Annotated in this window: 21 protein-coding genes; 10 read left to right on the top strand and 11 right to left on the bottom strand. The window is 60.7% G+C overall.

Features of this window, described 5'->3' with window-relative positions; all coding sequences use genetic code 11:
• Positions 1 to 11: 11 nt before the first annotated feature.
• The 5 genes from Q7F16_RS03620 (at position 12) to Q7F16_RS03600 (ending at position 6,915) form a co-directional block, all read left to right on the top strand.
• Positions 12 to 1,322: an HlyD family type I secretion periplasmic adaptor subunit gene (locus Q7F16_RS03620; RefSeq protein WP_413211829.1), complete on the top strand. Its 1,311-nt coding sequence runs from the start codon at positions 12 to 14 to the stop codon at positions 1,320 to 1,322.
• Between the two features lies 1 nt (position 1,323).
• Positions 1,324 to 2,664, top strand: a complete 1,341-nt coding sequence (locus Q7F16_RS03615) for a TolC family protein (protein ID WP_409556983.1) — start codon at positions 1,324 to 1,326, stop codon at positions 2,662 to 2,664.
• A 91-nt stretch (positions 2,665 to 2,755) separates the two neighbouring features.
• Positions 2,756 to 5,377: a M10 family metallopeptidase C-terminal domain-containing protein gene (locus Q7F16_RS03610; RefSeq protein ID WP_409557461.1), complete on the top strand. Its 2,622-nt coding sequence runs from the start codon at positions 2,756 to 2,758 to the stop codon at positions 5,375 to 5,377.
• Positions 5,378 to 5,524: 147 nt separating this feature from the next.
• Positions 5,525 to 6,511, top strand: coding sequence for an acrylyl-CoA reductase (NADPH) (gene acuI / locus Q7F16_RS03605; protein ID WP_409556981.1), 987 nt, complete (start codon positions 5,525 to 5,527; stop codon positions 6,509 to 6,511).
• Positions 6,508 to 6,915 (top strand): hypothetical protein, encoded by a 408-nt coding sequence (locus Q7F16_RS03600; protein ID WP_046064268.1) that lies wholly within the window; start codon positions 6,508 to 6,510, stop codon positions 6,913 to 6,915. Before acuI ends, Q7F16_RS03600 begins: the two co-directional genes overlap by 4 nt.
• 38 nt (positions 6,916 to 6,953) lie before the next feature.
• Here the strand turns inward: Q7F16_RS03600 and Q7F16_RS03595 are convergent, their stop codons facing one another.
• The 3 genes from Q7F16_RS03595 to Q7F16_RS03585 all read right to left on the bottom strand — a co-directional run bounded on the left by Q7F16_RS03595 (position 6,954) and on the right by Q7F16_RS03585 (position 10,488).
• Positions 6,954 to 7,517 (bottom strand): cytochrome b, encoded by a 564-nt coding sequence (locus Q7F16_RS03595; RefSeq protein ID WP_046064269.1) that lies wholly within the window; start codon positions 7,515 to 7,517, stop codon positions 6,954 to 6,956.
• A 98-nt stretch (positions 7,518 to 7,615) separates the two neighbouring features.
• Positions 7,616 to 9,070 carry an aldehyde dehydrogenase family protein gene (locus Q7F16_RS03590; protein WP_409556980.1) on the bottom strand — a complete coding sequence of 485 codons (1,455 nt, stop codon included), beginning with the start codon at positions 9,068 to 9,070 and terminating at the stop codon, positions 7,616 to 7,618.
• Between the two features lie 44 nt (positions 9,071 to 9,114).
• A complete protein-coding gene (locus Q7F16_RS03585; protein ID WP_024618791.1) occupies positions 9,115 to 10,488 on the bottom strand; it encodes an aspartate aminotransferase family protein in 1,374 nt (457 codons plus the stop codon).
• Between the two features lie 215 nt (positions 10,489 to 10,703).
• Here Q7F16_RS03585 and Q7F16_RS03580 point away from each other — a divergent pair, with 215 nt between their 5' ends.
• From Q7F16_RS03580 to Q7F16_RS03570, 3 genes are all read left to right on the top strand, one after another.
• Complete coding sequence (locus Q7F16_RS03580) at positions 10,704 to 11,672, top strand: helix-turn-helix domain-containing protein (protein ID WP_046064340.1); 969 nt, start codon at positions 10,704 to 10,706, stop codon at positions 11,670 to 11,672.
• A 198-nt stretch (positions 11,673 to 11,870) separates the two neighbouring features.
• A complete protein-coding gene (locus Q7F16_RS03575) occupies positions 11,871 to 13,319 on the top strand; it encodes an APC family permease (protein WP_046064272.1) in 1,449 nt (482 codons plus the stop codon).
• Between the two features lie 119 nt (positions 13,320 to 13,438).
• The gene (locus Q7F16_RS03570) at positions 13,439 to 14,146 is read left to right on the top strand and encodes a haloacid dehalogenase type II (RefSeq protein WP_409556979.1); all 708 of its coding nucleotides are present in this window, start codon (positions 13,439 to 13,441) and stop codon (positions 14,144 to 14,146) included.
• Between the two features lie 102 nt (positions 14,147 to 14,248).
• On the opposite strand, the gene Q7F16_RS03565 is transcribed toward Q7F16_RS03570, so the two are convergent.
• Positions 14,249 to 15,241, bottom strand: coding sequence for a ribose-phosphate diphosphokinase (locus Q7F16_RS03565; protein ID WP_409556978.1), 993 nt, complete (start codon positions 15,239 to 15,241; stop codon positions 14,249 to 14,251).
• Between the two features lie 112 nt (positions 15,242 to 15,353).
• On the bottom strand, positions 15,354 to 15,920 hold the full coding sequence (locus Q7F16_RS03560; protein WP_046064275.1) for a phosphoribosyltransferase family protein: 567 nt from the start codon (positions 15,918 to 15,920) through the stop codon (positions 15,354 to 15,356).
• A gap of 342 nt (positions 15,921 to 16,262) precedes the next feature.
• Here Q7F16_RS03560 and Q7F16_RS03555 point away from each other — a divergent pair, with 342 nt between their 5' ends.
• Together Q7F16_RS03555 and Q7F16_RS03550 are read left to right on the top strand one after the other, a co-directional pair.
• Positions 16,263 to 17,159, top strand: a complete 897-nt coding sequence (locus Q7F16_RS03555; RefSeq protein WP_046064276.1) for a universal stress protein — start codon at positions 16,263 to 16,265, stop codon at positions 17,157 to 17,159.
• 55 nt (positions 17,160 to 17,214) lie between these two features.
• Positions 17,215 to 17,919: a phosphoribosyltransferase gene (locus tag Q7F16_RS03550; RefSeq protein WP_409556977.1), complete on the top strand. Its 705-nt coding sequence runs from the start codon at positions 17,215 to 17,217 to the stop codon at positions 17,917 to 17,919.
• A gap of 132 nt (positions 17,920 to 18,051) precedes the next feature.
• Here the strand turns inward: Q7F16_RS03550 and Q7F16_RS03545 are convergent, their stop codons facing one another.
• From Q7F16_RS03545 to oxdA, 6 genes are all read right to left on the bottom strand, one after another.
• Complete coding sequence (locus Q7F16_RS03545) at positions 18,052 to 19,302, bottom strand: GTP-binding protein (protein ID WP_046064278.1); 1,251 nt, start codon at positions 19,300 to 19,302, stop codon at positions 18,052 to 18,054.
• Complete coding sequence (nthB, locus tag Q7F16_RS03540) at positions 19,299 to 19,943, bottom strand: nitrile hydratase subunit beta (RefSeq protein ID WP_046064279.1); 645 nt, start codon at positions 19,941 to 19,943, stop codon at positions 19,299 to 19,301. The genes Q7F16_RS03545 and nthB overlap by 4 nt, the downstream gene beginning before the upstream one ends.
• A gap of 37 nt (positions 19,944 to 19,980) precedes the next feature.
• Positions 19,981 to 20,583, bottom strand: coding sequence for a nitrile hydratase subunit alpha (nthA, locus tag Q7F16_RS03535; protein WP_046064280.1), 603 nt, complete (start codon positions 20,581 to 20,583; stop codon positions 19,981 to 19,983).
• A gap of 93 nt (positions 20,584 to 20,676) precedes the next feature.
• The gene (locus Q7F16_RS03530) at positions 20,677 to 22,191 is read right to left on the bottom strand and encodes an amidase (RefSeq protein WP_046064281.1); all 1,515 of its coding nucleotides are present in this window, start codon (positions 22,189 to 22,191) and stop codon (positions 20,677 to 20,679) included.
• Between the two features lie 116 nt (positions 22,192 to 22,307).
• Complete coding sequence (locus tag Q7F16_RS03525) at positions 22,308 to 23,177, bottom strand: transporter (RefSeq protein WP_409556976.1); 870 nt, start codon at positions 23,175 to 23,177, stop codon at positions 22,308 to 22,310.
• A gap of 135 nt (positions 23,178 to 23,312) precedes the next feature.
• Positions 23,313 to 24,371, bottom strand: coding sequence for an aliphatic aldoxime dehydratase (gene oxdA / locus Q7F16_RS03520; RefSeq protein ID WP_409556975.1), 1,059 nt, complete (start codon positions 24,369 to 24,371; stop codon positions 23,313 to 23,315).
• Positions 24,372 to 24,658: the final 287 nt, after the last annotated feature.

Genomic DNA, 24,658 nt, shown 5'->3' with positions numbered 1-24,658 from the left:
TGAGCGATTTCATGCAAAACAGTCAACACTCGTCCACTGCGTTGCTTGTCGATGACACGCCGGTAAGGCGCGTCGGCTACCTCATGCTGCTGGTCACCTTTGGCCTGTTCGGTGGTTGGGCTGCGTTGGCCCCGCTCGACAGCTCGGCACTTGCGCCGGGCGTGGTCACGGTCAAAAGCTACCGCAAGACGGTGCAGCACCTGGAAGGCGGCATCGTGCGCGAACTGCGCGTGCACGACGGGGACTTGGTAAAAACCGGTGATGTGCTGCTGGTGCTCGACAGCACCCAGGCGCGTTCGGACATGGAAATGACGCGCAGCCAGTTGATCGCCGCGCTCCAGTTGCAGGCCCGCTTGGAGGCTGAACGTGACGCACTGCCCGAGCCTGTGGCGGTGCCCGCCCTGGATCCTGCCGACCCGCGAGTACAGGAGGCCCGCGACAGCGAAGCCCGGATCTTCCAGACCCGACGGACCTCGTTGATGGGCGAAATCGGCTTGCAGGAAAAGACCATCGGACAAATCGAAGAACAGATACGCGGCTTCAAGACCATTATTGGCAGCAAGCAGACGCTGGTGGCTTCCTATCAAGAAGAAATAGTCGATTTGCGGGCGCTGCTTGCCGAAGGCTACGTGGACAAACAGCGTCTGCGCGAGCAGGAGCGCAGCCTCTCTCGCCTGCAAACCGAAATAGCCGAAAGCCAGTCCGAGATCGCGCAAGCGCGGGTCCATATCGACGAGGCGAGATTGAAGATACTGCAGTTGAAAAAGGCCTTCGCCAGTGAAGTAGCCGGCCTGTTGGGCGATGCGCGGAGCAAGGTGTACGAACTGCGCGAGCGACTGGCCACCCTGCAGGACCGCGATCAGCGTACCGATATCCTCGCGCCCGAGTCAGGAATGGTCATGGGCATGACGGTCCACACCCTCGGCGCGGTGGTCAGCCCAGGCACTGCGCTGCTGGACATCGTCCCGGCCAACGAGGAGCTGATCGTCGAGGCGCAAGTGTCGCCGATGGACATCGACCGCATCGCCTTGGGCAAGTTGGCGGACATTCGCTTCAGCGCGTTCAAGAGCAGCACCACGCCCGTCATCGAGGGGCGGTTGGTGCAGATTTCCGCCGACCGCCTGATCAACAAGGACACCGGCACGGCTTATTACCTGGCCCGCGTGGCCCTGACGGACAAAGGGCGTCAGACGCTCGGCAACCTGACCCTGGTGCCGGGAATGCCTGTCGAAGTGCTGGTCAATACGGGTGCACGAACGCTGTTGCAGTACTTGATACAGCCTGCGAGCAATGTGTTCGCCCGTTCGTTGATCGAGGACTGAGATGAAGCTCCTGATCACGCTGTGCCTGGCCTTCATGCCACTGGGAGCGCTCGCTGACGAGACGTATGTCGACCTGTGGCAATTACATCAGGAGGCGCAGGGGGCTGATCCGCGCGTCCTGCGGGCACAAGCCCTGGTTCGAAGCGGCGAGGGCAAGGAGCGCGCGGCCTTTGGTCAATTGTTGCCACAGCTCAACGCCAGCGGCAGCGTCAACCGCAGTCGACGCGACGACGACCTGGACCGTATCCAGTACAACGGCAAACGCATGGCCGTGATGCTCAATCAGGTGATCTACGATCCGCAGGTCTGGCGCAGTTACCAGAAGTACATCGAGTTGGCCCGGCAGAGTGGCTACGAGTCGGCCGATACGCAGGTGCAGGCCAGTATTGATTTGTCCGAGCGTTACTTCGCCGTGCTTGCGGCGGAGGACGAGTTATCGCTGGTGCGCAGCGAGCTAGAGGCGACCGAACGTAACCTCAAGCGAGTCAAGGCCTTGTACGCGCGGCAGATGGCGATGGTGACCGATGCACTCGATCTTGAGGCGCGAGTGGATGCGCTCAAGGCTGACGAGATCGAAGCCAGCAACAAAGTCCTGGTCAGTCGTGAAGCCATTTCCGAACTGGTGGGGCGCGATGTCAGCGAGCGGTTCAAGCGCATCGGCGACAATCCAGCCTTCAACCTGCCGGCCCAGGCGCAAGATTACTGGGTGCAGTCAGCGCTCGACAGTAACCCGGCATTGCACGCCCGCGAGCACAGCGTGCGCGCCGCCGAAGCGGCTATCGATGAAAACAAGGCGGGTCACCTTCCTCGACTGGGCCTGAACTTGACGGCGCAACGCAGTGATATCGGCTATGAAGGCGCCGTGACGCCTCGCTCGGATAACCTCGTCGCGTCCCTGGACTTGCAGGTGCCGCTCTACAGCGGCGGCTCCACCCGGGCACGGGTATCGAGCTCCGAAAGTGACAAGGAAGCCGCCCAGCAAGAGCTGGAAGCCTTGCGTCGCCAGGTCATCAAGGAAACCCGCACCGCTTATCTCGGCATGACGGCCGAACTCAGTCGGATCAAGGCAACACGTCGCGCGCTGGAATCGGCTGAAAAGTCTCGGGTAGCCACGGAAAAAGCCTTCGGCTATGGCGTCAAGAATGCAGTCGATGTGCTGGACAGTATCAAGGACGAGTTTCGTGCTCGGCGTGATTTCTATCAGTCCCAATACCAGTTCGTGACCAGCTTGCTAGTGTTGCACCGCTGGAGCGGAAGATTGGGAGATGGGGATATTCGCCGGGCCAATGAATGGTTGGTTGCGCCATCGTCGCCGGATTCCGGATCAAAAAGCAGTGGCTAAGTGATATCAATGCTGCTGTTTCTCATGCAAAATAACCCCTATGTAGCGGCCGCATCCAGGAAGGTCCGCAGATAGCCCACAGGAAACATACATGCCCAGTCCATTAGGTTACTCATCCATTTCGTACGCAAAGCTGACCGGCAACGCACAGGTCAATAGCTTGCTTTACGGCACTTATTGGGCTGGCAACTTGAGCACCACGTCCCTGACGTACAGCTTCATGACCATGAGCTCGTATTTCGCCAGCGATTACAGCAGCGATAATGAATATGAGGCCGGCTACGTCCTCTCGTCGGCGCAGAAAAATGGCATTGTCAGTGCGCTAGGTACATGGAGTTCGGTTGCCAACATCAAATTCCAACAGGTCAGCGAGACGGCCAGTAACGTTGGCGACTTGCGATTCGGCGGTTACCTGTACATGGACGATGACACCGCTGCCTGGGGCTATTTCCCCGGTAGGACCCCCAGCGCGGGTGATGTCTGGCTGGGGCCGGTCACGAACAATCCCGCGCCTGCCAAGGGCACCTACGATTACCTGGTCTTCATGCATGAGATCGGCCACGCCCTGGGTCTCAAGCATCCGTTCTCGACAAGTGCGTCGAATTCCACGGTGCTTTCTGCTCAGTTCGATGATGTTCGTTACACGATCATGAGCTACAACACCGCGTACTCCTATGAGCCTACTACCCCCATGCTGCTGGATATTGCCGCCATCCAGAGTCTCTATGGCGCAAACACCCAGTGGCAGGCGGGTAATAACACCTACAGCTGGGCCGTCGGCCAATCGGTTTTCGAGACGATCTGGGACGCGGGCGGTATTGACACGATCAACGCGAGCAATCAGCTGGCAGCGGTGCGCATCAACCTGAATGAGGGCCAGTTCAGCAAGATCGGCCAAGCGTTTCTGAAAACCGACACCCAGACGGCCTTCAATGAAGGATTGGCAATTGCCTACGGTGCCAAAATTGAGAACGCAGTCGGCTCGGCCAATAACGACAGCCTCATCGGCAATGCGTTGGCCAACATTCTGGACGGTCGTGCCGGTAGGGACACGATGATCGGTGGCACCGGCAGTGACACCTACGTGGTCGACAATCTCAATGACGTTGTCAGCGAAACCAGCACCCTGGCCAGCGAAATCGATACCGTACGCTCTTCGGTGAGCTGGAGCCTGGGCGCTAACCTGGAAAACCTGTCCCTGACCGGCATTGCCCATCTCAATGCCACCGGCAACACCCTGGGCAACGTAATCGCCGGTAATGCCGGCAACAACGTGCTCAACGGTGGTGTCGGGCGGGATACGCTGATCGGCGGGGCGGGGAACGACACCTATATTCTCGACAATCTTGGCGACAAGGTCACCGAACTCACCAACGCGGGCGTCGACCTGATACGCACCTTGGTCAGCTACACCCTGTCGACCAATGTCGAGAATGGCCAACTTCTTGGTGCTGGCGCCCTCGATCTGGTCGGCAATACCTTGAACAACAGCCTGGTGGGCAACAGCGCTGCCAACGTGCTCAATGGCCTGGGCGGCGCGGATATCCTGGACGGTGGTGCCGGGATCGACACGCTCATCGGCGGCACCGGTAATGACACCTACGTGGTCGATAACCTCAGGGACGTCGTCAGCGAAACCAGCACCCTGGCCAGCGAAATCGACACCGTTCGCTCTTCGGTGAGCTGGAGCCTGGGCGCCAACCTGGAAAATCTCACATTGACCGGCACTGCCCACGTCAATGCCAGCGGCAACACCCTGGCCAACGTAATTGCCGGTAATGCCGGCAACAACGTGCTCAACGGTGGTGTCGGGCGGGATACGCTGATCGGCGGGGCGGGGAATGACACCTATATTCTCGACAACCTTGGCGACAAGGTTACCGAACTCGCTAATGCAGGCGTTGACCTGATACGCACCTCGGTCAGCTACACCTTGTCGACCAACGTCGAGAATGGCCAGTTGCTTGGCGTTACCGCCCTCAATCTGGTCGGCAATGCCCTGAACAACAGCCTGGTGGGCAACAGCGCTGCCAACGTGCTCAATGGCCTGGGCGGCGCGGATATCCTGGACGGTGGTGCCGGGATCGACACGCTCATCGGCGGCACCGGTAATGACACCTACGTGGTCGATAACCTCAGGGACGTCGTCAGCGAAACCAGCACCCTGGCCAGCGAAATCGACACCGTTCGCTCTTCGGTGAGCTGGAGCCTGGGCGCTAACCTGGAGAATCTCACGCTGACCGGCACGACCAATCTCAATGGTATCGGCAACACGCTGAACAACGTACTGATCGGCAATGCCGGCAACAACGTGCTCAACGGTGGTGTCGGGCGGGATACGTTGAGCGGCGGAGCGGGGAACGACACGCTGATTGGCGGGATTGGCACTGACGCTCTCACTGGCGGTGTCGGCGCCGACCGGTTTGTTTTCGGTGCGTTGAATGAGCTGGGCATAGGCAGTGGTCGTGACGTCATTTTCGACTTCAGTCGCCTTCAGGGCGACAAAATTGACCTCTCGAAATTCGATGCCAATGTCCTGACCGCTACGGTTAATAAGTTCAGTTTCATCGACTCGAATGAGTTCACGAGCGCAGGACAATTGCGCTTCGTCGACCAGATACTTTACGGTAACGTCAACGGCGACCTGGGGGCGGATTTTGAAATCCAACTGGTGGGTGTCAGTACCCTTAATGCCACCGATCTGATTGCCTGATAGAGCACTTCGGGGGCCTGAGGGAATGATCAGGGCCCTGAACCATTGAGCGCTCAGTGTCCCGGCGGGCGCTCATTCAAGAAAAACCATGAACCCCATGGCGAGGAAGCACGCTGACCATCCGTTTGAACGAACAGGATAAAAACCATGACATTCAAAGCGCTGCTCTCGAGCAAAACCGGCGATGCGATCTCGACCCATCTGGTCGACTTCAAGGAAGAGGACCTGATGCCCGGTGACGTCACCGTCGCGATCGAGTTCTCGACCGTGAACTACAAGGACGCCATGGCCCTGAGCGGACGCTCCCCCGTCATTCGTCAGTTTCCGCTGATTCCGGGCATCGACTTCGCCGGTATCGTCGAGACGTCAAGTCACCCGGGGTTCGGGGCCGGCGACCGGGTGCTGGTCAACGGCTGGGGGCTGAGTCAGACCCACCACGGTGGCTTTGCGCAGAAGGCGCGGGTGAGCGGTGACTGGCTGGTAAAAGTCCCGGAGGTATTCTCGACCCAGGCGGCCATGGCCATCGGCACCGCAGGCTACACGGCGATGCTCAGTGTCCTGGCATTGGAGCATGGCGGGCTGACCCCGGATCGAGGCGATATCCTGGTCACCGGTGCCAGCGGCGGCGCCGGCTCGGTGGCCATCGCACTGCTGTCGGGCCTGGGCTATCGAGTGATCGCCTCGACCGGACGGCAAGAGGAGGGCGACTACTTGCGCGACCTTGGGGCGACGCAGGTCATCGACCGCAACACCTTGTCGCAGCCGGGCGCGCCAATCGCCAAGGAGCGCTGGGCTGGCGTCATTGATTCAGTGGGCAGCCACACTTTGACCAATGCCTTGGCACAGACCCAATATCGCGGCGTTGTCGCTGCCTTCGGCCTGGCCCAGGGCGCGGATCTGCCCGGCTCGGTACTGCCTTTCATCCTGCGCAACGTGACCCTGGCCGGTATCGATTCGGTCAATGCTCCGCAAGCGGTGCGCCTGCAGGCATGGTCGCGACTCGCCCAGGACCTTGATTTGAGCAAGCTGGCCCGCACCACCCAGATGGTTGGCTTGGCAGAGGTGCCGGCCGTTGCCGCTCGGGTACTGGAAGGCAAGGTGCGCGGGCGCACTGTCGTGGACGTGAATGCATGAGCAACGCTTCTCGCGCTTTTCGCTACCTGGCGAGCTTTTCGGCGCTGTTGTTTTTTGCGTTGGCGGCCATCTGGTTGTTCGCGCCGGCCACGTTGCTGGCCAATTGGGGCGTGATCTTCGATGGCGGTACCACGGGGTTGGTAGGCCGGCGTGCGGCACCACTCTACGTGGGCATTGGTGTCGCGTTGCTGTTGGCATGCAATGCGCCGCCCTCGCCGGGACGAGCCGCCGTGGTGGCGGGGTTTGTCACCACGTGCCTGCTGCTTGCGCTGCTGGGGCTGGGCGAGTGGGCCGTGGGACATGTGGAGTCGGGCATCTTGCCAGCGGTGCTGGTGGAAGTTGCCCTGGGGCTGGCGTTCTTGTTTGTCGTAGGTGCCGAAGGTGGGGCAAAGGCTCAGCGCTGAACATCTGGGGACCGCGCCGATGCCTCGTCAAGTCAGCGTCACAGCATGCGGCGCAGGACGTCGTTTCGAGGGTCACGGTCATAAAACCGGTGCTTGAGGGCGCCGGCAATATGCACCAGGATCAGACCGAGCAGCGTATAGGCGAGCACTTTGTGCAGCCATTGAAAGACGACGAACCAGTCGTCATTCTTGGCCAGCAGCTCGGGAAGGTTCACCCCAAAAAAGAACACCCCGTCACTCATCGTGTAGGTACTCGACATCGAATAGCCCATCAACGGCACGATCACCAACAGCGCATACAAGGTACGGTGCGCGAGCCTTGACGAAACCCGCTCATATCGCGCAAGCGTCTCTGGCGGTTGTGGCAGCCTGGCCGTTTTCACCCGCAGGGCGATCTGGACCAGCACCACCAGGAATGCCAGCACCCCAAAGGATTTGTGCCACGGGTAATAGAGCTCATATTTGCTTGCCACTTCGTCGTCGAGCCCGGTCATGTGCCAGCCTGCCCAGAGGAGGCCGGCGATGAGCACGGCGCGCACCCAGTGCAAAATCCGCAGGGACGTCGGATACCGATCAATTATTGTTTGATTTGCCGGATTCATCGCGGTCTCTCCATCCATCATCAAGGCATCGGAAATGCACGTTTGAACGGCCACCCTCTACGACACAGGGGTGGTCCGGTCAGTGCGGTTTTTTGTTCTCAGCTGGGTAGCAATACGGTAATGACTTTCTCCTCGGTATAGGCCAACGCGCCGCTAAATCCGCCTTCACGGCCAACGCCGCTGGACTTGACGCCGCCCCAGGGCAGGTTGGCGTCCAGCGGGCTCCAGCAGTTGATGCCCACGGCACCGGCCTTGACCGCTGCGGCGACGCGGTGCGCTCGCACCAGGTCGCTCGTCCAGACCGTGGCCGCCAGGCCGTAGTTGGAATCGTTGGCCAGCGCGATCGCCTCGTCCTCGCTGTCGAACGTGATCACCGTGCCGACGGGGCCGAAGATCTCGTCCCGGGCGATCGCCATGTCATTGCTGGCATGGGCGAAGATCGTCGGGCGGACAAACCAGCCCCGCTCAGGGCTTGATACGCCGCCGGCCAACAGGGTGGCTCCTTGGTCGATGCCCAGTTGGATGTAGCGGTTGACGCGATCCAATTGCGCCTTCTTGGCCACCGGCCCCATCTGTATGTCGGGTTGGCGAGGGTCGCCGACCTTGACGGCCCGCGCGGCATCGGCAAGCGCTGCGGCGAAGCGATCAGCGATGTTGCGTTGGACCAGGATGCGCGAGCCAGCCGCGCAGGTCTGTCCCTGGTTGGCGAACAGGCCGAGCGAGCAGCCGAACAGCGCGTCCTCGAACGAGGCGTCGTCGAAGACAATCTGTGGGCTCTTGCCGCCCAGCTCCAGTGCCACGTGCTTGAAAAGTACACCAGCGGTGCGTTGGATTTCGCGTCCGGCCTCGGGGCTGCCGGTGAAGCTGATCTTGGCGACGTGTGGGTGCTCGCACAAGGCGCGCCCCACCTCGTTGCCGTAGCCGGTGACCACGTTGATCACGCCGTCGGGGAAGCCCGCTTCCTGAGCCAGCGCCGCCAGGTGCAGGGCCGACTGTGGCGTCTCTTCCGAAGGCTTGATGACCACGGTGCAGCCGGCCGCCAGCAAAGCGGCGAGCTTCCAGACTGTGATCATCAGCGGCGAGTTCCAGGGAACGATCGCGCCAACCACGCCCACCGGCTCGCGGATCGTGTACGAGAGGGCCTTGGTGCCGAAGTAGCCGCCGGTGGGAATGGTGCGGCCCTCCAGCTGGTTGGCCCAGCCGGCGGCGGCGCGCAGGTTGGCGATGGCATTGGGTACGTCCAGCCGGCGCGGCTCGATCGGTGAGCGCCCGATGGCATTGGCGTCCAAGTCAGCCAGCACGTCGGTGTCGCGCTCCACCAGGTCCGCCAGCTTCGACAACAGTCGTGCACGCTGGGCGCCGTCGAGCTGGCTCCAGGCGCCACCTTCAAGTTGGCTGAGTGCCGCCGCTACGGCACGGTCCACGTCCTCGGCGGTGCCGCGCGCGGAGCTGCCGTAGATCTGTTCTGTCACGGGGTCGACGAGTGTGATGCGACGCCCGTCGGAGGCCTCGAAGGACGCGCCTTCGATGAAGTGGTTCAAGTGTTGAGTCATTTTGCAGTCCCTGATTGATGTGGAGTAGTCGGGGTATACACACCTCATCCCTTGAGGGAGGCCAGGGCGTCGCCAAAGATGTCCAATGCCTTGAAGAACAGCGCGCGCGAGATCGTCAACGAAGGCATGACACGCATCACGTTGCTGTAGCGCCCGCAGGGAATCATCAGCACGCCGTGGCTCAGCAGGTAACCCATGAGTTGGCCGATCTTTTCCGGTGCCAGTGGCGCCTTGGTGACCGGGTCCTCGACCAGCTCGATCCCGATCATCAGGCCGCGACCGCGGACTTCACCGACCAACGGGCTGCCGAAGCCACGGATACGTTCCTGCGCTTCGAGCCCCAGCGTGTGAGCGCGGTTGAGCAGATCGAGCTCCGGGTCCTGGAGGATGCTGATGTTGGTCAGCGCCACGGCCGCGGACAACGAGTTGGCGGCGAAGGTGTTGGGCATCGATCCGTCAGGAATCGCGGCTGCCAGGTCCGAACGCATGATCAGGCCCGCCATCGGCAAGTCGCTGCCGATGCCCTTGCCGAAGGTGAGCATGTCGGGCTTCACGCCCGAGTGCTCGACCGCCCACATCTTGCCGGTACGTCCCGCGCCGGACTGCACTTCATCGACGATCAGCAGCGCGCCGCTGCGATCGCAGGCCTTGCGCAACAGTTGCAGGAACTCGGGTGAGGGTGGCACGTAACCGCCTTCGCCCTGCACCGGTTCCACGATCACGGCGGCCACGTCATCGGCGGCGGTGTAGGGGGTATTCAGCAGGTAATCCACGTAGTCGCCGGCAATCTGCTCGGCGCTTTTGTGCGTGGTGTCGAAGGGGAAACGATAGGCATAAGGGTAGGGCGCATGAATGACCCCGCCCATCTGGGCGCCGTAGCCCTTGCGGTAGGCCGTGCCTGTGGTCAGCGCACCGGAGGCGTTCCACACGCCGTGGTAGCCGCCGTGGAAGGCGATGATCTGGTGCCGCCCGGTGACGCGTTTGGCGAACTTGATCGCCGCTTCCAGCGCATCGCTGCCGCTTTGCGTGAAGAAGGTGATGCAGTCACCGCGCAAGCCGTCGGGCGCGATCTCGGAGAGCTTGGCGGCCAGTTCGGTGCGCCGGGTGCTGTTGACTTCCAAGGCATGCATCAGCACTTCGGACTGTTCGCGAATGGCCTGCACCACCTTCGGATGGCAACGGCCTACGCTGCTGACGCCCACGCCAGCGGACAGGTCGATGTAGGTGTTGCCATCGGCGTCCTTGAAGGTCGCGCCGAAGGCCCGGTCCATGGCCACAGGCATGCGTGCGCCGCCGCGAGCCATCGACTCGGTACGCGCCGACAGCGCCAGGGCCTCGGTGGTCCTTGGGCCGGGAATGGCGGTGGTAATTTGCGGGGCATCGGCGAAATGGAGGGATTCTAGTTTGGCTTCACTCATGACGGTCTCTCAGGATGTCGGTTTCAGTGTCCCGATCATCCTCGTGGCCCGTGCCTGGCCGGTAGCCCGAATCGGCACATTGGGCGGGCCGTCTAGAGCGTCAGCACCAGCGCACTGACATGATTTAAAGAGAATTTGCATAATTCTCTTATTGTGAGAATATCGCGCAACGAGGCATTCTAAGAACAAGAATATTGGCCGAGGCTTTCGTCATCATGAAAAATCAGAACATCAGCCATTTTCGTGACATCCATGTCCACGCCGCCACCGTCCAGGAGTGGAACCAGGACTACAACCAGTTAACCGCTGGTACGGCCGAGAGTTCGCTCATCCAGTTGTCGACAGGGCGTTGCCACGTATTCCGCGAGCAGATCAACCAACGCGTGGTGCAGCATGGCGTGGCCCCCCGAGGCAAGATGTGCTTTGCCGTGCCCATCACCGTCCCGGGTTCTATTCGGATGCAGGGTCGGGAGGTGGACGAGAGCAGCCTGTTCTTTCTTCATGGCGGCGAAGAGTTCATGTTCCACATGCCGATGGGCATGGAGCTGCTGGCGATCACCTTCGAACGTGAGTTGTTCGAGCAGGCGTTGGCGCAAACCGCATCGGCCAAGGAAATCAGCCAGTTACTCCGCCAACCCGTAATCAGGCTCCCCGCGCAACGCTACGCTGACGCTCGACGTCGGATGCTGGCGGCATTCTCCCAGGCGCTCTCGAACGAAGAACTCGACAATGCGCAAGATCGGGAGCTGGAACTGGAACAGGCCATGCTCGACGAGCTGCTGCAACTCATGACCGACCCGGCCTGTGACAAGCAGCAGCGTTCGCCAAGCTCCACGCGCAGCTTCATTGTCGAGAAATGCCATCGCCTGGCGACCGCAGAGCTGAACAACGTGCCCAGCGTCGACGAGTTGTGCCAGCGACTCCAGGTGAGTCGACGTACCGTGCAGAACAGCTTCCGCTCGGTTGCCGAGACGACCCCGCTCAATTACCTGCGCTCCGTGCGGCTCAACGGTGTACGCCGGACCTTGATGTCCACCCGGGCGTCGCATCTCTCGATCGGCGATGCCGCCGCCCAATGGGGTTTCTATCACCTCAGCCATTTTGCAGCGCAATACCAGGAACTGTTCGCCGAGTTGCCTTCCCATACGGCCCGTGCGGCCATCAACGACCGCGCGCCTGCCTGAATACTGGTGGATGGATAACGGTCATCTGTTTTTTTGAGAAGAGGCCTCTGGTTACCGATTTGGGATAGTGGGGTGTTCAGGGAGAGGCATAGGATCGAATCCAGCGTGCGACAAGAACAATAACGCTATTCGGTGACGGTGAGTGGTTGACTGCATCGATCCTACAGCGCCTGCCTCATACAATAAGGTCAAGAAAACATGAGTGTACCTCTCCCGGTCAACAGCTCCACGGAGCTCAAGCGTGGGGCCCTGGGTGTCGGCTTCATCATCTTCTTCGTGGTTTCGGCGGCGAGCCCCTTGAGTGTCATCGCCGGCGGCTTTCCCATTGGCATCATGCTGGGCAACGGTGCCGGCACGCCGGCGTTGCTGATCCTGGCTCTGCTGGTGTTACTGGCGTTCTCGGTGGGCTACACGACCATGTCCCGGCACGTCACCAACGCTGGCGGTTTCTATGCGTTCACCTCGCGCGGCCTGGGTGGCCTGGCCGGTGGGGCGGCGGGGGTGCTGGCGATGTTTGCCTACAACATCCTCCAGGTCGGCCTGTATGGCATGTTCGGTGGGGTGGTCAGCGGCACGATGGAAAGCGTGTTCGGCCTGGTGTTGCCTTGGTGGTCGTATTCGCTGATGGCGATGGCCAGCATTGCGATTCTCGGCTATCGCAAGATCGATCTGTCGGCGCGGGTGTTGTCGGTCATTGTGATCGCCGAATATCTGGCGATCCTGCTCCTGGACTTCGCCATTCTCAGGACCGGCGGCGACAGTGGCATCAATCTCGACGCGTTTGCGGGCCGCCACGTGTTCAGCGGCACTCCGTCGATCGGCCTGCTGTTCTGTTTCGCCGCGTTTATCGGCTTCGAGGCCACCACCATCTACGGCGAAGAGGCCAAGAACCCGCAACGTACGATCCCGATTGCCACCTACTGTTCGGTCTTGCTGATCGGTGGGTTCTACGCGCTGTCGGTCTGGTCGATGGTGATTGGCGTCGGGGCGGACAAAATCGTCTCCACGCTTCAGGCCTTGCAGGACCCGACGACGTTTATCTATGGCATGTCCGATCACTTTGTCGGCCCGCACCTGACTCAGGTCATCCGCGTGCTGTTCATGGTCAGCATCTACGCCGGGCTGCTGGCGTTCCACAATGCCGCGGCCCGTTACTTCTACGCCATCGGGCGTGACGGCTTGCTACCCAGCCGGTTGGGGACCACCCATCGCGTCCATCAGAGCCCGCACATGGGCTCGGCGTTGCAGAGCTTGATCTCCGCCGTGGTCGTGCTGATTTTCGCCGCGATGGATGCCGATCCGATCCTGCAGCTGTTCGCCTGGCTGTCCAACCTGGCGACGCTTTGCGTGATTTTGCTGATGGCGCTCACGTCCGCCGCGGTCTGGGTCTTTGCCCAGCGCCACCCCGAGCTCAAGCTGGGAATCTGGCGTGGACGGATTTTCCCGGGGTTCTCTTGCATTGCGCTACTGGCGGTCTTGTTTATCGCGGTGGTGCATTTCGATGTGCTGACGGGCGCGAGCAAGGCCTTGTCGTACGGCCTCTGCGCCATCATTCCCGCAGCCCTGCTGGCTGGCGTGTTCCTCGCGGCGCGACTGCGCAAAGTAGCGCCGCAACGGTATCGGGTGTTGGGCAGTCACAAGCTATAGGAGCGGCGCAGTATCGATGGCGCTTGAAAAGGATAAGGCTAAGCTCATTGGGTTCCCGCGTTCCAGAGCCTCGGCGGCCGGTGTGCCAGGCTGGACCTAAATAGCAGAGGAGTCTTGCGATGACGCTTCCACGAGCGTTGGCATTCGATGTGTTCGGTACCGTAGTTGACTGGCATTCAGGCATCGCACGTGAGGCGAGTCCATTCGTGTCGACCTACTTGCCCGCTGTCAGCCCCGCAGAATTTGCAATGCAATGGCGCCGATTGTATGCGCCAGCGCTGCGCGAGTGCATCAAGGGGCATGGAGGCTTCGTCGTGCTGGACACATTGCACTACGAGACGCTGGTTCAGTTGTTGACGAATTACGGCCTGGAAGTCGACCAGCTTGCCCCCGAGGCATTGCACACGCTTGCCCATGGCTGGCGTCGCCTGGACCCTTGGCCTGACGTGGCCGAGGGCCTGGCCTTGCTGCGCCGACGCTTTGCTGTGGTGACCTTGTCCAATGCCAATGTGGCCTTGATGATCGCCATGAACCGCTACAACGGTTTGCAGTGGGACGCGCTGCTGGGGGCGGAATTCGCGCAAACCTACAAACCGAATCCTGCCGCCTACCTGTCCACGGCCAGGGCACTGGACATCAAACCCGCTGAACTCTGCCTGGTGGCCTGTCATCACAGCGATCTTGCTGCCGCCAGGGATTGCGGCCTGATGACGGCCTATATCGACCGGCCCATGGAGTACGGTGGAGCACCTGCCCCCGATGCAGCCCAAGCCCAGGATTGGGATTGGCAGGCGGATAGTTTCATCGATCTTGCTCGTAGGCTCTGAAAAATGTTCGTTGGTTTGAGGGAGGCGTTCAACCGAAATCGCCAGCAGCACCACTTGTTCGCCTTCTCGTACAGAATGGAATCATTCCTGTTCTGCATGTTGTCATCGATGCAGCGACAGGCTGGGCATGCCGTTTCCTGCAAATGCACCATTTTCCGCCAGGAACGTAGCGATCAGACCGGTGCTGTCGAGCACCTGCAAGTGCTGTGCGACGCAGTCGGGCGACAGGCGAAACGGCGCAACGGTGTCTGTAATCGCGATGTGTTCGAAGATCGGTGGCTCGAACAGTTGAGGGCCAGTGGTAAACAAACCATGGGTGGCGGCGGCGAACAAACGTGTGGCACCGGCCTTCTGACAAGCCAGGCCAGCACGTTTGAGCGTGTCCCCCGTGCTGATCAGGTCATCGAAAACAATGGCGGTCTTGCCGGCAACATCGCCGATCAGCAGGGTGCCCGTGAGGGTGGTATGGGCACGGTGCTTTTCCATCAAGGCGCTGCCGACTGTACGTCCCAGTTGCTGCTCCAAGGCCTGGCGAAAGTGTTCGGCGCGCTTGGTACCCCCGGAGTCTGGAGACACCGTCACCACGGCGGCGTCGCCCACCCGCGTGGCGAAATGCTCGGCGAACAGTTCCGCACACTGCAGATTCCATGCAGGCAGGCGAAATGCGTTATCGAACGCAGCTGGATTGTGCACGTCCAGGGTCAGCAGGCGATCCACGCCACTGGCTTCGAAAAACGACGCCACGTAGCGCGTGATGGTCGGGTCTTGAGGCTGGCTGCGGCGGTCCTTGCGCCCGTAGCAGAGGTAAGGGCAAACCACCTGCACCTGGCGCGCGCCGGCATCCTTGAGGGCGCCGCAAAAAAACAGCAGGCGACACAGCTTATCGTTGGCGCTCTGCCGGCCATCGCCATACAAGGAATGGAAGACTACGACCTCGCGCCCGTTTACCGGATCCAACGGGCGGCATTTGTGTTCGCCGTCTTCATAGTCACGTTCCTCATGGCGTGCCAACGGGCAGCCAAGCCGTTGAGCCACGCGAGCGGCATAATGCTCGCTGCCTTGCAGGGCAAAAAGAAGCGGGGGCAGGGTGAGCATGCAAGACTCCTCTGAGGCTGCCGGCAAGGCGCCTCATTTCAGTGGCACGTATCCCTGTGCATTTTTGCCATTGCGAGCCTGCCTGGCCCGCCGGCCTTGATCGAGCGCATCCTCAACGGGCGGCGCCATGGCGCACCACCTCAATGCAATATTCCTCTTCGAAGGGCGGCACATGGCATTCGACGATGTCATCGGCAGCGACCTGCAAATGTATGCCAACAATGTCGGCCCGAATCGGTTGCTGGCAGACATGCCGGTCCACCAGCACGGCGGTATGGACACGACGAGCTCCCAGTTGCGCCAGGTACGCGCAAGTGCGCAAGAGCGAATGGCCTTCGAAGAGTACATCGTCGACCACCAGCAAAGTGGTATTGGCCAGGTCGAGACCGCCCAGGGCCGGGTTTTCGGTCAATTGGGTGTAGGTATGCAGCACTTGCAGGTCGTCGGCGTAGCGCTTGACCCGGAGAGGGTAAAGAGGCAATTGCGGCTGGCCGGTCAGATGGGCAATGTACTCGCGCAACCGTTGCGCCAGCGGTTCGCCCCGGCGCTGGATACCAATCAGTGCCGCGTGAGTCGGGGGCAGGAGGGTCGCGGCCTTGCGCGCCATTGCCTGCAGCACGTCATCCAGCTCGCTGCTGTCATACAGGCGCACCCGCTGACTTGCCAATAGGATCGTCATCGCCTTTCTCCTGTCCGTAAACCATGGGTTAGGTACCCAGGCTCTGCACAGTTGTGCGTGGGTTTCCAACCAAGGTAATCCGGTTGTCATTGACGAGATTGACATTGATCAATCTCGGTCCAAACAAAGGCCGGTCATTGGCGGGGGCGAACCACCAGCCCGTCCCGACGCGCATGCGTCGTTGAGGCCCTGCCGACAAAAGTACTTGATATATATCAACGCCACGGTTGCCCTGACGGAGGATGGTGAACCTACAACGAAGGTGCCCGTTGCAGCGGCAAACACGACAGTGGCCCGCCGTGGCAGGCAGTGACAAACGTGCAAGTTCCATGGAGTCCGATCATGAGCCAGTATCAACGGTTATTGCTGATCATCAACCCGGCCCTGCGCCAGTCCCAAGCCCTGGAACACGCTGCGGCCCTGGCCAAGGCCAGCGGTGCGAGCTTGCACATCGCGGCCTTGATCCCGTCCTGGAAACTGTTGTCACTGCTTGAAGAGGGTGACCGGGAACAGGCGCGCGAAGGCTACCTGCAAGACCATCGCGATTGGCTCAAAAGCCAGGCGAATCACCTGCGCGAAAGAGGCATCGAGGTGACCGCGGAGGTGACCTGGGCCGATGACATGCAACAAGACATCCTCGATCACGTCGCCGAAATGCAGCCTGACCTGCTGATCAAGCAGGTGCAGCACGAATCAGCGGTAAAGCGGGCTTTTCTCACCCCGCTGGACTGGCGCTTGCTGCGTCACTGCCCGGTACCGGTGTACCTGCTGAGTGAAAGTGAAGGTGACCTGCCCCTGCCGCGCAAGGTCGTGGCGGCGGTCGATGCGTCCAATACCCTGGCGCAGGACAACGAGCTCAATGAGCGGATCATCCAGCAGGCATGCGGGCTCGCCATCCAATGTGATGCCGAGTTGCACCTGCTGTACGCCTGCGACATCTCGATGGTGTACATGGGCGATATGGGCGGCGGCGGTCTAACGCTCTCGGACCTGGGCGCGCAGTTGCGCAAAGAACATGCAACATCCTTTTTCGACCTGGCTGACCGATATGGCGTGGCCGCTGACCGACGTCATTTCATTGAAGGGCACCCTGTGGCGGTGCTGAGTGCGTTCGCCGATGAGCAGCATATGGATGTGATTGTGATGGGCAGGGTCCAGTCCCATGGCCTGGAAAAGCTTTTGGGCAGCACGACCGAACATACCCTCTACCAGGTGCCTTGTAGCGTTCTAGCCATCTAGCGCGGCCAGGATCGTCCATAACGAAGCGACAGCATCATTGCCTCAGGAGGTTCCCATGATTCAGAGCCCCTCATTGCAAACCACTTTGCCGAACCGCACCGAGGCCGGGCGGCGACTGGTGGAACCCTTGCTCAAGTACGCCAACAGACCTGACGTCATCGTCCTCGCCTTGCCCCGTGGTGGCGTCCCGGTGGCTTATGAAGTCGCTACCGCCCTGAAGGTTCGCCTGGACCTGATGTTGGTACGCAAGCTCGGCATCCCGTCGCACCCGGAGTTTGCCATGGGCGCCATTGCCAGCGGTGGCATACAAATCCTCAATGACGACGCGTTGCGGGTGCATCCGATCGATCGCGCCAGTTTCGAGGCCGTGGTCGCCCGGGAAACGCAGGAATTATCCCGGCGTGAACAGGTGTATCGAGGAAACCGCCCGCCGTTGCAGCTCAAGGACCAGGTCGTGATCCTGGTCGACGACGGCCTGGCAACCGGTTCCTCCGTGATGGCTGCGGTCCATGCGGTACGCGCGCAGTCCCCGGCGCGCATCGTTGTCGCGGTGCCGGTTGCTCCGCTGGAAACGGTCGAGGCTTTGCGCTGCGAAGTGAATGAAGTGATTTGCCCGCTCATTCCCGAGTGGATGATGTCGATCGGTTACTGGTATTTGAGTTTTGCCCAGACTTCGGACGAAGAAGTCATCGATCTCATGCACCGGGCCTGGCAGCGGGAAGCGTCGAGCGGTTGTATGGCGGAGCGTCCCGACGCTTGAACCCAGTAGGCGCGGATGCGGCGGCGGTCGGTCGGGGCGGGCGCCTGATCAGGTTGTTCCGGCCTGTCGGCGAGCGGCACCAATACCCAGCGGGTGGCGAACATGGAACACCTCTACCTCGGTCAAATGGGATCAGCCTGCAAGAAGGGGCGTCGGGCGTGCCGACAAGGCCCTGTTGTCAAAGGCTGTCGCTCCCGGCAAGGCTTGCCAGGCCTGCGGGCCTGCGGCGATTTCCTGAGCACTTAGCAGGCAGTTGTCGAGCTCGCGCTGTAATGCGTGGGTATCGAGGTCCTGGCCGATGAAGACCAACTCCTGCCGACAGTCGCCGACAATGCTGTCCCACTTGGCCATGATGCTATGCAACCTGTATTCATCCTGCGGCCATTGCGACTGCTCGATGAAATTCCACCAGCGCCCGACATAGTCCCATTGGAACTGCTTGCCACTTTGTGCCAGCAGGCCGGTTTCCAGGTGTCGGCTGGCGAGCCAGAAGTAACCTTTGCTGCGCAACAGGCGCCCGTTGCTCCAGGGCCGCTGGAGAAAGTCGAATAGTCGCTGCGGGTGAAACGGCGCACGCTCGCGGTACACCCAGGACGTCACCCCATAGGTGTCCGACTCAGAGGCCGTCGCGTCGCTAGCCTCCATCTTCCTCATCCAACCCGGCGAGGCTGCAAGGCTGGGTAAATCAAACAGGTGGGTACCGAGGATGCCAGATAACTCAACGTTGCCGTGAGCAATCGGCACGATCCGTGCGGTGGGGTTAAGGCCTGCGAGGATCGCATGCACGTTCTGGTAACCAGGCTCATCGAGCAGGTCCAGTTTGTTGACGAGAATGACGTTGGCGTACTCCACCTGTTCGATCAGAAGGTCTGCCAGAGGGCGCTTGGGCGTGTCCGCCTGTGCGTCATCTCGGGCGACGGTGTCCGGCGATTCGAGCAACGCCTGAAAACGACTGCCATCGACCACCGTCACCAAGGTATCGAGCCGTGCCAGTTCGCTGAGGCTGAAGCCCTCGGCGTCAAGGAACGCGAATGTCTCCGCGACCGGCATCGGCTCAGAGATGCCCGTGGATTCTATGAGCAGGTAATCGAAACGCTGTTGGCGGGCCAGGATGCTGATCTGCTCCAGCAGGTCGGCGCGCAGTGTGCAGCAGATACAGCCATTGCTCATCTCGATCAACTCATCGCGACCACGGTGCAGCGATACGTCGCGCTGCACCTCTTCGGCATCGATGTTGACCTCGCTCATGTCATTGACGATGACCGCCACGCGCAGGCCTTCGCGATTGCGCAGGATATGGTTGAGCAGAGTGGTCTTGCCGGCGCCGAGGAAGCCGGAAAGCACCGTCACCGGCAGTCGGCCCGCCTGGGCGCCGTCAATCATGGGGTCACCCTATCCAGGTAGCTTTCGAACAGGTCGACCACCACGAAGCCATCATCTGCCGCGTCTCCCCACAGCTCTTTCACGGAAAACTCGACGTGGTAGGTCGGCTGATGCGCCGCGCTCGTATCGCCATGGCCAATCGCGTCCGGGAACGGCCACTTTTCCGATGTGCGATGCACGACCACGCCTTCCTTGCCGCGCACGTAGGCAGGCATGCGGATATGCCCGGCCACATACTCGTCTCGCACCACAACCCGGTCGCCCACTTCAAAGGGGGCGCGGCCGGTGATCGCCGAGCGTCCGTTGGAATGCGCGGGGTTCGCCAGCTTGAAGTGCGAACCCAAGGCCTGATCGAGCTCCGCCTGGGTAATCACACCTGTTTCGACCAACAGGGTGGCGGTCGCAATGACGTAACGCTCGTAGTACTGCGTGCCGACGTGTTGACGAACATCCAGGCGTTCGACAGCGTGGCGCACTTCGTCCACGCTGAACTTCTTCAAGTGATCGGCACCGATAAACATCAAGCTGTAGGCCAGGTGTTCCCAGTCCTGCTTGAACACCTGTTTGTAGCTCAGGCTATTGATGGTGTGAGGGACTTTGCCAAAGCCTTGGAAACCGCCGAGATCGTGAAAGCCATCCATAATAGATACTCCGGGAATTGATGATGGGTTGTGTTTCTCAGCCAACGCGGGGCAGGGCGACGCCAATCAGCACGTCTTTGGTCACCAGTTTCTGAAGCTGCTCTTCACTCATGTGCTCGGAGCCTTCAGGTCTTACCGGCAACACCAGGTAGCGGCTTTCGGCGCTGGTATCCCAGACCTTGACCACCACGTCGCTTGGCAACTCCGTCCCCAGTTCGCGTAGGACGGTTCGGCCCTCCCGGACCAGGCGCGCACGAAATTCAAAGCCCTTGTACCACTCAGGTGGCAGGCCGAGGACGGGCCAGTTGGTGCAGGAGCAAAGGCTGCAGACAATGACGTTCTTCACCTCTGGCGTATCTTCCAGCGCGACAATGTATTCACCCTGCGGGCCGGTATAGCCGAACTGGGCACACGCGGCTGTTCCATCCTTGAGTAACAGTGCCCGGAACTGCGGATCGACCCACGCCTTGGCGACCACGCGGGCACCGTTCTCCGGGCTCCAGCCGTGCTCCATCAATTGAGTCAACTGCTCGACGTAGCCCTCCGGGATGAGCTCCTTGCTCTTGAGAACTTGAAACAATGCCCATGCGCGCTCACCGGGGGTTGAAGTCGTCGCAGTGGTGGGAATAGATGTACTCATTGGGTATCTCCTATCAGTCACGCGGTTGTGGAGTTATTGAAACGTGCCAATCTTTCTTATTGTTCTTCAGGCGGTCGAAGCGCCTGTGAAGGCTCAGAGCGCGCGCCAGTCCACCGAGGCTTCAAACGCTGCTGCGGCCTGGTAGATCGTGCCTTCGGCATAGTGCTTGGCGACCAGCATTAGCCCAACAGGCAGGCCGTCCACCAAGCCGCACGGAATCGACATGGCGGGATGCCCGGTGATGTCCTGTGGTGCGGTGTTGCCGATCATTTCCAGCGCGCGCGCCACGTATTCAGTGATCGAGCAATCCGCTGCCGGATGGGGTTGGGCCGTGATGGGCGTGGTCGGCATCACCAGCAGGTCATAGGTCTGCAGCGCCTTGTCATAGCCTTGCCGGGCAAAACGGGCGAGGTTTTGTGCCTTGGCGTAATAACGCCCGTTGTAGTGCGTCAGGCCGTATTGGCCAACGAACATACAGAGCTTGAGCGACGCGGATAATTGGTCAGCCTGCTCGCGCCAGCCGGCTTGTTTGTCCAGCAGGCCGACGTCGTAAAGGCCTTTCCAGTTAAACCCCGCGCCATTGCCATGCATCATCTGCATGGTCAAACCTTCGCAACCGATGGGGTGCCACAATGACCCCGCCAGGTCATGTTCGGGAACTGACACCGGCTCCACATGCGCACCCAACGCCTCGAGACGGACGATGGCTTCGCGCACCTTGTCCGCCACGCGGAGATCCTGGTTGGCCAGCGCAAACCCTTCTTGCACTACGCCGATTCTGAGCCCGTTGACGCCCCGCGCCAGGTAGCTGCAATAGTCATCGACCTGGGGCGCTGCCTGGCGTGGGTCGAGTCCGTCAGATCCGGCCATGGCCTGCAGCATCAATGCGTTGTCGCGCACGTTGGCGGTGATGGGCCCGACATGATCGATCGTGGCTTCAATCGCCATGATGCCGGTATAGGGCACCAGACCATGAGTCGGCTTCATGCCGTAGGTCCCGCAGAAGGCCGACGGAATGCGTATGGACCCGCCTTGATCACCGCCGACGGCGATGTCCACCTCACCGGCGGCGACCAATGCCGCACTGCCCGATGAAGAGCCGCCAGCGGCATAACCATGACGATGAGGGTTGTGCACCGGCGCTGGATCAGACGTATGGCTGCCCCCCGACAGGCAGTAGTGCTCGCAGGTGGCTTTGCCGAGGATGGTCGCGCCGGCATCGAGCAAACGCGTGACCACGGTGGCATCGAACTCCGGTACAAAGCCTTCCAGCGGTGCGGCTCCGTTCATCATGGGCACGCCGGCCAAGGAGATGTTGTCTTTGAGCGCGACGGTTTTGCCGGCCAGCAGGCCCTCACGGGCACCATTCACTTCAGTCCGGTAGTACCAGGCGTTCAGCGGGTTTTCCTTGGCCGAGGGGCGATAGCCTGAACTGCGGTCGTAGCTAACGGGTGGGACGAAATCACACAACTCGTCGACCAAATCGTATGCATCGAAACTCGGTTGCATCAGATCCAGGTAGGACGCGGCCTGCTCGTGCGTCAGTTGCATGTTCAACTGACGCGCGATGGCTAAAAGCTGATCAAGCGTAGGACGAATAATGGCCATGATTTTCCTGTCTTTTATCAATTCAATCCGGTGGCAATGGGACCCAAATTAAGCATCTATCGCCGTCTGCGCATGGTTGAGCAGGACACTCACTTGGTTGAACAGGACATCGAGATTCAGAACACTTTCAAGACGCGCAGATTCAGTCGCGCGCCTTCCTTGAAGCCTTGTTCCACCTCTATGTCCCTGCCGAGCTGTGCCTGGATCTGCAGCGTTGGATCGACAAAGTGAGTGACAGTGAAACGTGCGTAGGACGTCGAGACGCCGTCGTGCTGGTCAACACCGTCCACGGTCGTCGCGGCCCCGGTGACGTACCCCCCGCCGAGCGCGAACGTAGTGCTTGGCGTCCAGTTGTAGCGCACGGCGGCCTGATACTCGTACCGCGTGTTTTCTTCGAGTTTCGCGCTGGTAGCGCCGTAGTCATTATTGGTCGACACCCAGGACACGTCCGCGACGGTGTCCAACGCCCATTGCGCTGAGAAGTGATGGATGTAGGCCGCTTGCAACGTCGCCCGCCAGCGGTTCTCGCCCAGGTTCAAGGCATCATTTTTGTTGTAGCTGCCGATGGGGATGTACAGATACGGGGCCAGGGAAAACACATCTTTGTTCGCAGTGGGTAGCGTCCACTTGAGAGGCGCGGTGAGAATCGGGTCTCCCACGCCATGGGTGTCGCCCAGCGCCCCGGCGTCGCCCGAGGCGTTCATGTAGCCGAACGGCAGCAGTATCTGCGGTTCCCATGAAAGGTTTTCCGAAAGGCCTATGGCATGGATATAACGCAGGATGCCCACGTCGGAGCGGAGCTTGGCGTTGTCGGAGGCTCGATGGCCGTTCTGATAAAGCTCAGACCGATCCGCGTGTTGGTAGTAAAACAGCACGGCATTGGCCCCGGCGGGCAGCGGCTCGAAATCCCCCGGCGCGACTTCAAGGGCCTGGCTTTTAACAAACGGCAACATACCCAGCACAAGAACAATTCGACTCAATTTCATGATCAAATTCCTGGCAAAAAGTGGCCCCTACCCCATGCGCTAGAGATGAGGGACCCAAAAAATGATGGCGTGAATTCACGTGCAGGCGGGGACAAGGAGCCTCCTCATCCAGGCTGCATTTGTCGGCGTTGAGTGTCAGGCTGGTGCGGCAACGGCATCGCGCAGCATTCCGGTGTGCGGATGGCAGTTGATGTATTCGAAGATCTGGCTCTTGGCGTCCGATACCGACACTTCGTGGTACAGCCGCAACTTTTTCAGACCCGCGGCCACGCGGAAGAACGTCACGAAAATGCGTAAGTGGGTAGGGTGGGATTCGGCCCAGCGTTCGAGTTTCTCCACCGAGCGCCAGTGACCGATGTTGTAGCTCACGTCGAGAAAGTTGCCGTCCAGGTCGATGTTGCGCACGAACCGGTTGCTGTAGCAGCCCAACGGTTGGCCGTTATCGCGCAGGAAGTCCATGCCGTCCTGCAAGGTCGGCAAAATTTCGTCGAGGTACAGCGAGCGTTCATCCGCCTCGGCATCCGCCCAGTCCTGGCCTGAACGGATCAGCGTGAGGTTGTCATGCCCCAGGACCACGACCCGTCCGCCCTGGGCAGGGTCACCCGCGATCACTTGCAGCTCGCTCGCAGGCTTCATCCAGTCGGTCTGGGAGATCGGAAAACGGTCGCGCATCGATCCCCAATAACCGTGCTCTTCGATCTCGTCACTGGTCGCATCCATGACCGCGCCGACACCGGGCAGGTTGTCCTGGAAGGCGTACAACGTCTCGAACTGCTCGGCGCGCGGTGCGGTGATTTCGCGGAAATAGCCAAGGCCTTCGCAGAGTCGATCCGGTGAACTCCACCAGTCATTCACCTGGGAGGAGCGCAACCAGCGACAGTGGGCAGCAGGGTCTTTCCAGTACCCGACCACAATCAAATTATCAAAGCCGCTGCTGTCGGTGTGATGGGTCAAATCATGGGTCTGCGGGCCATCGGCCAGGCTGAAACTGCCGACGATGTGACGCATGACCTGAAGCGCGGCGTCGCGCTGTGCCTCGCCACGGTATTGCACACCAAGGTAAGCCATCACCACTTGTTGCAACTGCTCGCTGGCGCGAGCAACCCACATCGGAAAGGGCGGTTGGTACTCTTCGGGCACGCGGCGAGACAGGGTGCGTGGGCATTTGAGATGTGTGTCGATTGCAGATTCCATCTTGGGCTCCTCGTTATTTTCGTTCAGGCCTGCGGGTGGGCGTCAGCGCGCTGGCGGTGGGTCGCGCTTGGCGATCTGTCGTCGGTGCTGCAGCCTCATGGCTCCCCATTCAATCAACCAATAAGCCGACTCTTCAGGCACAAGGTCGCGCCTCTGCAGAAGCCAGGAGCAATCAGCCAATCGTTGTGAACACTGTCGATGCATGACGTGCCTCATCAGCGGGGTATGAGCTGCTGTGAGGTGGAAATTAGGCTGGACGGCGAGGGGGCGCTTGGTTCGTCGAGACA

Source organism: Pseudomonas sp. Lb2C2 (assembly GCF_052112205.1).
Taxonomy (GTDB): Bacteria; Pseudomonadota; Gammaproteobacteria; order Pseudomonadales; family Pseudomonadaceae; genus Aquipseudomonas; species Aquipseudomonas kilonensis.
This window is presented reverse-complemented; position numbering and strand designations above follow the sequence as displayed.